Here is a 10,124-nt window from a genome sequence, read left to right on the forward strand (position 1 = left end):
GGCGAGCGGATCACCCCCACGGCGCAGCGTCCCGGCGGCCGCGTGCCCGGCCACCAGGTCCCTGATCACCGTGCGCAGCGCGTCGGCGTGCCCCTCGCCGGCCGCGACGTGCGCCACGTACCCCTCGGGGTCCACCACGACCAGTGTCGGCCACGCCTTCACCGCGTACTCCTGCCACAGCCGCATGTCCGGGTCGCTGACGACGGGGTGGTCGACACCGTGGCGGGCGACGGCCGCGGCCACCGACTCCGCCTCGCCCTCGCGGGCGAACTTCGGGGAGTGGACCCCGATCGTGACGAGCACGTCGGCGAACTCCCGCTCCAGCGGGCGCAGTTCGTCGAGGACGTGCAGACAGTTCACACAGCCCGAGGTCCAGAAGTCCAGCAGCACGACACGGCCGCGCAGCGCGGCCAACGTCAGCGGCCTGCCGTCGGTGTTGAACCAGACGTCACCGGTCAACTCGGGCGCCCGCACCGGGGCGCGGTTCTTCGCAGCACTCACACCGCCAGTGAACACGACCGGGGTGACGGGAATCCCGCCCGACACGTGAGAGTCCCGCCACCCCGCGGTCTCCCCGCGCGGCCGTTGTGCGGTCTGGCGTGCTCGCCCGTGCGGTCATGGCGTACTCGCTGTGCCGTCACCGCGTGCCGGGCTCTGTCCCGGACGCCGTCAGTTGGTGTCGCGGCGCAGCGTGCGGGTGGCGCCCGCGGCGACCGTGGTGATCAGCACCCAGCCCGTCGCGGTGAACCCCGCCGAGACCCACTTGTCCGTGCCCGCCATGTGCCACCGGCCGGTGTTGCCCAGGTCGGCGATGGGAACGAGCAGGTCGAGGGTGTAGAAGACCGGGTTCCACTCCAGCCCGGTGTCGTCGGCGTTGACCGCGCACCGGGGGCCGGAGACGGTGTAGCGGTCACTGTCGACGCAGTCGTCCTCCCCGAGGCCGAACCACAGGCTCCCCGCGACGAGCAACCCCAGCAGACACGCCAGCGCCCGCACCGGCCGGTAGCCGTAGCCGACGATCCACCGCTGCAGCCGGCTCCACAGCCGCACCCCGGCCCCGAACCTGCCGTACCCGCGGGCCAGCGACTCGTAGCGGAACTGCTGCTTACGCAACAGCACCGTGTCCGCGTGCTCCTCGTTCCCGCTCTCCCGCAGCATGGTGGCGAGCTGGTCGTACGGGCCGGGCCGGTAACCGTCCATCGCCGCGCGCAGGAGCCGCAACCGCCGCGCGACCGCCCTGTCGTCGGTCAGCCCGATCGGTGCGGCGAGTGCGTCGTAGCGGAAGTCGTCCGCGTCGACCCGGCCCGTGGCCTGCCAGAACGCGGTGTCGTCGTCGAGTGTGCCGCAGTGTGCGTTGCGCAGGGACACCCGGCCCTGCGGGGCGGTCCCGGGCGTGAGCGCGAACTCGTCGGCACCCGCGTCCCCGACGTCCAGCGCGAGCGGGTTGTCCCGGGCCGCGGCGAGCTCCGCACCGCTGATCCGGATCGTCCTGCTGACGGTCGCGCCGTCCAGGGTCACGCCACCGGAGGCCCGGAAGTTCCGGCCGTCCTCCGCGGCGAGCAGGACGTTGCGGGCCACGCGCACCGAGCGCAGGTCGACGGCCCAGGGCGCCGATTCCTCCCGCTCCGGCACCGACGTGGCCTGTTCCGGTTCCGCCACGTGCAGCCCGCTCATGTCGATGCTGCCGCCGACGGTCATCCCCTGCAGCCGCAGGGTGCCCAGCACCGAGCACCGGGTCAGCGCGACGTTGCCGGACACCTCGCTGCGCCGCGCGGAGACCACGTCGTGCCGCCCGTACCGGAACGTCGCCCCGTGCAGCACGACGTTGCCCCGCACCCGCACGTCCGCCATCCGGAACTGCCCGACCGTGCGGAGGCCGCTGCCGTCCAGACCACCGTCGATCTCGCTCCCGTCCAGGTGGATCGACCGGTCGGGATGGGGCCGGTTGGTCGCCCCGCCGACGGTCACCGTCGCCCCCGCCAGCCGCAGCGACCCCCCGAAGTGCGCGTTCACCATCCGCAGTGTTCCGGTGACCTCGAAGTTCCTGCTGAACTCGGCGTTGCCGTCCACGTGCATCCGGTCGGCGATCAGGGCGGGATGCGGGTCCTCGAACCGGTCGCCGGTGCGCCAGGCGTCCGCGGTCACCTCGCTGTGCAGGTCGACGGCCAGCCGGGCGCCCTCGAACACCAGGTCGCCGGAGACCCGCAGGCTGGGGAGGAACACCATGCCGTCCGCGGTGAACGGACGCTTGTCGTTCGGCCCGCCGTAGGTGTCCCGCTCACACAGCAGGCTCCCCCCGACGTGCAGGCCGTTGCCGTTGAGGGCGAATCCCGCCCGGTTGGCCAGGGAGGCCCCGGAGAAGTTCACGTTGCCGCCGGTGCGCAGCCCTGGGATGCGCACCTCGCCGTCGGCCTCCAACCGGTAGCCCAGCAGCGCGCCGGTGACCACGAGCCGGTCGGCCTGGATCGCCTTGCCCCGCGGGTGGGTGATCCGGGTGCGGGTGAGCACCACCGACCCCTCGACCACGGCATCGGTGAGGTTCACGGCCGCGTCGGGGATCCCGCGTTCCACCCCGACGGCCTGCCGCACCGTGGTCTCGGTGTCGTCGGCGTCGGCGTCCACCTCGACCACACAGCGGATCAGCCGGACGTCGTTGCGGCCGCGGAAGTTGCGCGCCTTGAGGCCGGGCAGCAGGCACCGGCGGAACGAGAGCCCGAGCAGCGAGGCCTCCCGCACGTCCGGCGGATACTCGAAGCGGCACCGCTCGAACCGGAACAGCACGCCCAGCTCCAGCGCACGCAGGTCGAGCCTGCCGGTGATCTCGGCATCGGTGATCTCGACGATCGGTGCGCCGGTGGTCTGCCTGCGCCAGCGCAGCAGCCCGCTGGAGCCGGACTCGACGTCGGCACGCAGGTCGGCGGCGCGCAGTGTGCGGCTCGGGCGGGAGGCGGGGTCGAACGGGTCGTACCGGTCCGTTGCCGCCGTCGACGGGTCGGTGACGTGCCCGTCGTCGAGCCGTCCGGACTCCCGCCCCCGTCGTATCCCCGGCATGGCCTGCCCTCCCCGCTCACCGTCGATCCCGGTGGTGCGGGCGCGCCCGCGCACACCACAGGGTCGGACGGTGACACGGGGTGGGCGGTTCCGGCCACCACCGTCGTGGTTACTCGCGGGCGTGCACCGGATTGAGCACGCGGGAGAGGAAGGTCCGGGTGCGCTCGTGGTGCGGGTCGGCGATGACGCGGGCGGGCGGGCCCTGCTCGACCACCATGCCGTCGTCCATGAACAGCACCGTGTCGGCGACCTCGCGGGCGAACTGCATCTCGTGGGTGACCACGAGCATCGTCATGCCCTCCTCGGCGAGCCTGCGCATCACCGAGAGCACGTCCCCGACGAGTTCCGGGTCCAGTGCCGACGTCGGTTCGTCGAACAGCATGACGGCCGGGTCCATCGACAGCGCCCGGGCGATCGCCACCCGCTGCTGCTGACCGCCGGAGAGCTGGTCCGGCATGGCGCCGACCTTCTCCGAGAGCCCCACCCGGGCGAGGTTGTCCCGGGCGACGCGCTCGGCCTCGGCCTTGTCCCGCCCCAGCACCTTGCGCTGGGCCACGGTCAGGTTCTCCAGCACGGACATGTGGGTGAACAGATTGAATCCCTGGAACACCATGCCGATCGAGCGGCGCGCGTCGTCGATGTAGACGTCCGGGTCGGTCATGTCGAACCCGTTCACCACGACGGTGCCGGACGTCGGCTGCTCCAGCAGATTGACGCAGCGCAGCAGCGTCGACTTGCCGGAACCGGACGGCCCGACGATGCACACCACCTCGCCGCGCCGCACCCGCATGTCGATGCCCTTGAGCACCTCGACCCGGCCGAACGACTTGTGCAGCTCGGAGATCTCCACGATCGCGTCGCCGGTGCCCGCACCGGCCGTGGACGGCGAGCCCATCAGGCCGTCACCTCCAGCCCCTTGTCCGCCTTCTTCCCGCGCCGGCGTTCGAGACGCCGGGACAGGTACCCGAGCGGCACCGTGATGATCAGATAGCAGAGTCCCGCCAACAGGATCGGGGTGAACGACTTGGTGGCGTTCAACCCTTCCCGGCCGAACTTCGCCAATTCGTACTCGTCACGCATCAGACCCAGAAGATAGATCAACGACGAGTCCTTGGTGAGCAGAATGAGCTCGTTCGTCAGCGGCGGGAGAATGATGCGGAACGCCTGGGGAATCACCACGGTCATCGTGGTGCGGCCCTGCGACATGCCGAGTGACCGGGACGCCTCGATCTGCCCGTTCGGCACGGCCTGGATCCCGGCCCGCAGCGTCTCGGCGATGTAGGCGGACCCGACCAGTCCCAGCGCGATCGCGGCCGTGGAGTAGACGTCGAACCGGAGTTCGAAGGCCAGCGGCACCCCGAAGCCGAGCGCGATGAACACCAGCAGTGCCGGAACACCGCGGAAGAACTCGATGTAGACGGTGGCCAGCCAGCGATACGGGCCGACCGACGACAACTTCATCAGCGCGAGCACGAGGCCGATGCCGAGACCCAGTCCGAACCCGAGCGCGGTGTAGACGATGGTGTTGACCAGAGCGAGCGTGAACACCTCGGGCAGCTGGGTCGCCGCGGCGTCCGGATTGAAGAACGACTCCCGGATCCTTCCCCAGTCGGCCAGAACGCCCAGCACCACGAGGGCGACGACCAGCACGAGGTACTGGACACCGCGGAATACCTGCGCGCGTTTGCGCGGCGACATCGCCATACGGACTCCTCGACACGGGACACGCGGGTCCCGGCGGAGGATCGCCCCGCCGGGACCCGTCGTTCACCCGACTAGTTGCTCTCCGGTGCCTTGCCGAACCACTTCTCGTAGATCGCGTCGTAGCGGCCGTCCGCCTTGGCGGCCTTCAGCACCTCGTTGACCTTCGACAGCATCGCGGCGTCGCCCTCGCGCACGGCGATGCCGTACTCCTCGCCGGTCTCGAACTCCGTGGTGACCTGGACGTCGTCGTTCTTGTTCGCGAAGTCCAGCAACACCGAGTTGTCGTTGATCGCCGCGGCGACCTGGCCGGTCTGCACGGCGGTCTGCAGCAGGGCGAGGTCCTCGAACTGGCGCAGTTCGTAGCCGTGCTCGTCCTTGTGCTCCCGGGCGTACTTCTCCCCGGTGGTACCGAGCTGCATCCCGAGGACCTTGCCCTCGAGGTCGGACAGCTCCGCGACATCCGAGTCGGTGCCGACCAGCAGCGCCTGGTTGGCGTCGAAGTAGCCGTCCGAGAAGTCCATCACCTTCTCGCGTTCCTCGGTGATGGTCATGGCGGCCGCGGCCACGTCGCACTGGCCGGTGTCGAACGCGGCGCCCGACTCGATGCCCTCGAACGAGGTGTCGAAGATCTCCTGCTCGACGCCCAGGTCCTCGGCGACGAGGTCGACCAGGTCGACGTCGAAGCCGACCGTCTCGCCGTCCTGACTGAACTGGAACGGTTCGTAGGGCAGGTGGGTGCAGGTGGTCAGCTTGCCTTCGTTGATCAGCGAGATCTCCCCGCCGGCTTCGGTGTCGCCGCCGGAGTTCACCTCCTCCGCACAACTCACCGCGGTGACGGCGAGCGCGGCCGCGGGAAGCAGGGTCAACACTCTGGTGAGTCGACGCGCCACGGTGTCACTCCTCGTGGTTAATACCGGCTAACCCGCGCATCCTGCCACCCCGGTACCCCCGAACGCACCACCCGGCGACGTTACGGGCCGGTTTCGACGGGCACGTCACTGCTCCGCATGGGCGTGCAACACGCGCGCGATCGCCTCGGTCACCCGCTGCGCCTGGTCGAGGTGCAGCCACTCGTCCGGTACGTGGGCGTTCGAGTCCGGCCCGAGCGCCCCGGTGACCAGGAACTGCGCCTGAGGGTAGGTCCGGCCGAGCAGTCCCATGAACGGGATCGACCCGCCGAGCCCGGTGCTGCGCCACGGGTTGCCGAACACCTCGTCGCTGACCCGCTGCAGCGCGGAGGCCAGCCACGGGGCGAGTTCCGGGGCGTTCCAGCCGTCCGCCGCCTCGGTCCCGGTGACCTCCACCGTGGCGCCGTAGGGGACATCGGTGGTCAACGTCTTCTCGATCGCGGCGAGCGCGGCGGCGGAGTCCGCGGTCGGCGGGAGCCGGAAACTCAACGCCAACGTCGTGGCGGCGCGCAGCACGTTGCCCGCCTCGGCCGGTTCCGGCATCCCGGACGCGCCGATCACCGACAGGGTCGGCCGCCAGCTGTTGTTCAGCAGCAGTTCCACCTCGTCGTCGACGACGGTGCGGGTGGAGCCGTGCCGCGGGAACGCGCCCGCCACCGACCCCGGGGCGGCTTCGGCGGTGGCCCGGGTCTCCGCCAGCCGGTCGGCGGGGATCTCGACGTTGCACTCGGGCAGCGGGATCGCGCCGGTGGCGCTGTCCTCGATGCGGTCGAGCAGGGTGCGCAGAACACGGAAGGAGCTCGGCACGACGCCACTGGCGAGTCCGGAGTGCTGGGCCGAGTCGAGCACCCGCGCGGTGACGTGCACCTGGGCCATCCCGCGCAGGCTGGTGGTCAGCCACAGCCGGTCGTAGTCGTTGCCGCCCGAGTCCAGGCAGATCACCAGAGACACCCGCCCGAGCCGCCCGGTCAGGTGTTCCAGGTAGGCGGGCAGGTCGGGGCTGCCGGATTCCTCCCCGGTCTCCAGCAGCACCACGGTCCGGGCGTGCGCGCCGCCTGCCGCACGCACGGCCTCGATCGCGGTGGTCGCGGCGTAGCCGGCGTAGCCGTCGTCGGCCGAGCCGCGGCCGTACAGCCGACCGTCGCGCACCACCGGTGTCCACGGGCCGAGTCCGTCGGACCAGCCGCCGACGGGGGGCTGTTTGTCCAGGTGCCCGTACATGAGCACGGTGCCGGCGTCCTCGCCGCCCGGGGTGGCGGGGACGTCGAGCAGCAGGACGGGGCTACGGCCGGGCAGACGGACGACGTTGACGGCGGCGCCGGGGATCTCCCGGCTCGCCAGCCAGGCGCGGACGTGCTCCACGGCGGCGTCCAGGTGGCCGGACGCGGCCCACTCCGGATCGAAGCCGGGGGACAGCGCGGGGATCGCCACGAGCTCGGACAGGCTGGGCAGGACGTCGTCGGCCCACCTGGCCCGGACGGTGTCGGTCACGGTTGCGGTTTCCACGCGGACCATCGTGCCACCCGGGGGGAGATGTGTCCGGCGTCACACCGCGCGTGTTCTCGCGGACGGGGGCCGCACACACCCGGTGCCCGTCCGGCGACAGCGCGGCGCGCGGGCTGGTCAGCCGGTGCTCGCCGAACCGACTTTCGGCGGTTGCATCGTCGGCCGTCCAAGCGTTTCCGCAGCTCACAACCCCGCCGGAGAAAACGAATCGACATCGGGACCTCTCCACGGGGCCGGGGTTCGTGCCAGGATGACGGCGTGAACCGTCACCGCCGACGGGCACCGAGCGCTGGAGATCCGGATGCGCCACGGTGACCGGCGGCGCGTCGCGGGGGTCGTCACAAGCGGCCACGCGGCACGACACCAAGGAGAAGCGCATGTCGTCCCCAGAACAGTGGACGCGCCCCGAACCCGGCGCCGGACCGGCCGCCACCGCGGCGCAACCGTCCCCGGAGCAGGTGATCGCGGGATTGCGGGCCACAGCCGAAGGCGGAACCGAGCTCACGCAGCTACTCACTCCCGAGGGTGAACGCCTGCCCTCGTCCCGGTTCGATCCGTACCTCGACGACGTCGACGACGAGGCGCTGCGGAACCTCTACCGCGACATGGTCCTCGTGCGGCGGGCCGACCGGGAATCCAATGCCATGCAGCGCCAGGGCCAGCTCGGCATCTGGGTGCCCCTGCTCGGCCAGGAAGCCGCCCAGATCGGCTCGGGGCGGGCGCTGAAGCCGCAGGACATGGCGTTTCCCAGCTACCGCGAACACGGCGTCGCCTACACCCGCGGCGTCGACTTCAAGGAGCTGCTGGGCATCTTCCGGTGCACCGACCACAGCGAATGGGACTTCGCGGGCCACGGTATCCACCCCTACACCATCGTGATCGGCAACCAGGTGCTCAACGCCGCGGGCTACGCGATGGGGCAGCGGTTCGAGGGCAAGGTCGGGGACGACGACAACGCCGAGGCCACGATCTGCTACTTCGGCGACGGCGCCACCAGTCAGGGCGACGTCCACGAGGGGTTCGTCTGGGCGTCGGTCTACGACGCGCCGCTGGTGTTCTTCTGCCAGAACAACCAGTGGGCCATCTCCGAGCCCACCGAACGGCAGTCGCGACTGCCGCTGTACCAGCGCGCCCGCGGGTACGGCTTCCCCGGCATCCGCGTCGACGGCAACGACGTCCTCGGCTGCCTGGCGGTGACCCGGTGGGCGCTGGAGGAGTGCCGGCGCGGCAACGGCCCGGTGCTCATCGAGGCGTTCACCTACCGCATGGACGCGCACACCACCACCGACGACCCCACCCGGTACCGGCTCTCCGACGAGCTGGAGGTGTGGAAGCACAAGGATCCGATCGAGCGGGTGCGGGTGCATCTCGCCCGGACGGGCGCGGCCGAACAGGAGTTCTTCGACGAGGTCGACGCCGAGGCCGACCGGTTCGCGGCCGAACTGCGCGAGTACTGCTTCGCCATGCCCGACCCACCACCGGAACGGATCTTCTCCGAGGTCTACGCCGACCCCTCCCCGGTGCTCGACGCGCAGCGCGAGGAGTACCTCGCCTACCTCGGCGGGTTCGCGGACGGGGGTGAGCGCTGATGGCGGCCCCGGTGCAGTCCCCGGTCCGGACCGAGACCGAGATCCAGAAGCTCACCATCGGCAAGGCGCTCAACCTCGGCCTGCGCGCGGCCATGGAGGCCGACGACAAGGTCCTGATGATGGGCGAGGACATCGGCAGGCTCGGCGGTGTCTTCCGCATCACCGACGGCCTGCAGAAGGACTTCGGTGAGCACCGCGTGCTGGACACGCCGCTGGCCGAGTCCGGCATCATCGGCACCGCCGTCGGTCTCGCCGTGCGCGGCTTCCGGCCGGTGTGCGAGATCCAGTTCGAGGGGTTCATCTTCCCCGGCTTCGACCAGATCGTCAGCCAGCTCGCCAAGTTGCACTACCGCACCCAGGGCCGGATCACGGTCCCCGTGGTGATCCGCGTGCCGTTCGGCGGCGGGATCGGCGCGGTCGAGCACCACTCGGAGTCGCCGGAGTCGCTGTTCGCGCACGTGCCGGGGCTGAAGGTGGTGTCCTGCTCGAACCCGGTGGACGCGTACTGGATGATCCAGCAGGCGATCTCGTGCGACGACCCGGTGCTGTTCTTCGAACCGAAGAAGCTGTACCACTCCGGCGCACTGAAGCAGCCGGTGGACACGACCTCGACACCGGACCCGCTGTTCGCCTCGCGCAGCCTGCGCAGCGGCACGGCGGCCACCCTGGTCACCTACGGACCGTCGGTGAAGGTGTGTCTGGACGCGGCGACGGCCGCGGCCGAGGAGGGCACCGAGCTGGAGGTCATCGACCTGCGCAGCCTGTCCCCACTGGATCTGGGGCCGGTGTTCGAGTCGGTGCGTCGCACCGGCCGGCTGGTCGCGGTGAGTGAGGCCCAGTCGGAGTCCTCGGTCACCGCGGAGATCGCGGCCCGGGTCCAGCAGGAATGCTTCTACTCGCTGGAGGCCCCGGTGCAGCGGGTGACCGGGTTCGACACCCCGTATCCCCCGGCGAAGCTGGAGGAGCACTTCCTGCCCGACCTCGACCGGGTGCTGCACGCCGTCGACAACGCGCTGGCCTGGTGAGGGGGTAGGACACGATGCCGGAGTACAGGCAGTTCCCCCTCGCCGACACCGCCGAGGGGCTGACCGAGGCCGAGATCATCGGCTGGCGCGTCCAGCCGGGCGACGAGGTCGCGGTGAACCAGATCGTCGTGGAGGTCGAGACCGCGAAGGCGGCCGTCGAGCTGCCCATCCCGTGGGCCGGGGTGGTCACCGAGCTGCTGGTGGAGCCGGGGCAGACGGTCGAGGTCGGCACGCCGATCCTCACCGTGGACGTCGACCCGCAGGGCACCTCCGCGCCGCAGGCCGCGACGACACCCCAGGCCGCGAACAACGGTGCCGCGCCGTCCGCGGAGGCGGCGGCC

Annotated in this window: 9 protein-coding genes; 3 read left to right on the forward strand and 6 right to left on the reverse strand. The window is 71.0% G+C overall.

Annotation, left to right across the window (positions count from 1 at the left end; all coding sequences use genetic code 11):
• The 6 genes from SACHA_RS0114580 to SACHA_RS0114605 all read right to left on the reverse strand — a co-directional run.
• Positions 1-501: thioredoxin-like domain-containing protein (locus tag SACHA_RS0114580; protein ID WP_232211895.1), on the reverse strand; the 501-nt coding region annotated here is incomplete at its 3' end.
• A gap of 168 nt (positions 502-669) precedes the next feature.
• Positions 670-3,051 carry a translocation/assembly module TamB domain-containing protein gene (locus tag SACHA_RS0114585; RefSeq protein WP_028663200.1) on the reverse strand — a complete coding sequence of 794 codons (2,382 nt, stop codon included), beginning with the start codon at positions 3,049-3,051 and terminating at the stop codon, positions 670-672.
• 109 nt (positions 3,052-3,160) lie between these two features.
• Positions 3,161-3,946 (reverse strand): amino acid ABC transporter ATP-binding protein, encoded by a 786-nt coding sequence (locus SACHA_RS0114590; RefSeq protein WP_019810915.1) that lies wholly within the window; start codon positions 3,944-3,946, stop codon positions 3,161-3,163.
• Positions 3,946-4,755 (reverse strand): amino acid ABC transporter permease, encoded by an 810-nt coding sequence (locus tag SACHA_RS0114595; protein WP_019810916.1) that lies wholly within the window; start codon positions 4,753-4,755, stop codon positions 3,946-3,948. The genes SACHA_RS0114590 and SACHA_RS0114595 overlap by 1 nt, the downstream gene beginning before the upstream one ends.
• Positions 4,756-4,826: 71 nt before the next feature.
• Positions 4,827-5,645, reverse strand: a complete 819-nt coding sequence (locus SACHA_RS0114600; RefSeq protein WP_028663201.1) for a transporter substrate-binding domain-containing protein — start codon at positions 5,643-5,645, stop codon at positions 4,827-4,829.
• Positions 5,646-5,750: 105 nt separating this feature from the next.
• Positions 5,751-7,178 (reverse strand): M20/M25/M40 family metallo-hydrolase, encoded by a 1,428-nt coding sequence (locus tag SACHA_RS0114605; RefSeq protein WP_019810918.1) that lies wholly within the window; start codon positions 7,176-7,178, stop codon positions 5,751-5,753.
• 368 nt (positions 7,179-7,546) lie between these two features.
• On the opposite strand from SACHA_RS0114605, the gene pdhA reads away from it, so the two are divergent.
• The 3 genes from pdhA to SACHA_RS22315 all read left to right on the forward strand — a co-directional run.
• A complete protein-coding gene (pdhA, locus tag SACHA_RS0114610) occupies positions 7,547-8,758 on the forward strand; it encodes a pyruvate dehydrogenase (acetyl-transferring) E1 component subunit alpha (RefSeq protein ID WP_019810919.1) in 1,212 nt (403 codons plus the stop codon).
• Positions 8,758-9,783, forward strand: a complete 1,026-nt coding sequence (locus tag SACHA_RS0114615) for an alpha-ketoacid dehydrogenase subunit beta (protein WP_019810920.1) — start codon at positions 8,758-8,760, stop codon at positions 9,781-9,783. Before pdhA ends, SACHA_RS0114615 begins: the two co-directional genes overlap by 1 nt.
• A 14-nt stretch (positions 9,784-9,797) precedes the next feature.
• Positions 9,798-10,124: biotin/lipoyl-containing protein (locus SACHA_RS22315; protein ID WP_039739183.1), on the forward strand; the 327-nt coding region annotated here is incomplete at its 3' end.

Source organism: Saccharomonospora halophila 8 (assembly GCF_000383775.1).
In the GTDB taxonomy this organism is placed as follows: Bacteria; Actinomycetota; Actinomycetes; order Mycobacteriales; family Pseudonocardiaceae; genus Saccharomonospora; species Saccharomonospora halophila.

What these genes read in the sequence shown, in the direction of transcription:
- SACHA_RS0114585 (WP_028663200.1), bottom strand. Translation starts at nt 3,051, where the DNA reads ATGCCGGGGATACGACGGGGGCGGGAGTCCGGACGGCTCGACGACGGG.
- SACHA_RS0114590 (WP_019810915.1), bottom strand. Translation starts at nt 3,946, where the DNA reads ATGGGCTCGCCGTCCACGGCCGGTGCGGGCACCGGCGACGCGATCGTG.
- SACHA_RS0114595 (WP_019810916.1), bottom strand. Translation starts at nt 4,755, where the DNA reads ATGGCGATGTCGCCGCGCAAACGCGCGCAGGTATTCCGCGGTGTCCAG.
- SACHA_RS0114605 (WP_019810918.1), bottom strand. Translation starts at nt 7,178, where the DNA reads ATGGTCCGCGTGGAAACCGCAACCGTGACCGACACCGTCCGGGCCAGG.
- pdhA (WP_019810919.1), top strand. Translation starts at nt 7,547, where the DNA reads ATGTCGTCCCCAGAACAGTGGACGCGCCCCGAACCCGGCGCCGGACCG.
- SACHA_RS0114615 (WP_019810920.1), top strand. Translation starts at nt 8,758, where the DNA reads ATGGCGGCCCCGGTGCAGTCCCCGGTCCGGACCGAGACCGAGATCCAG.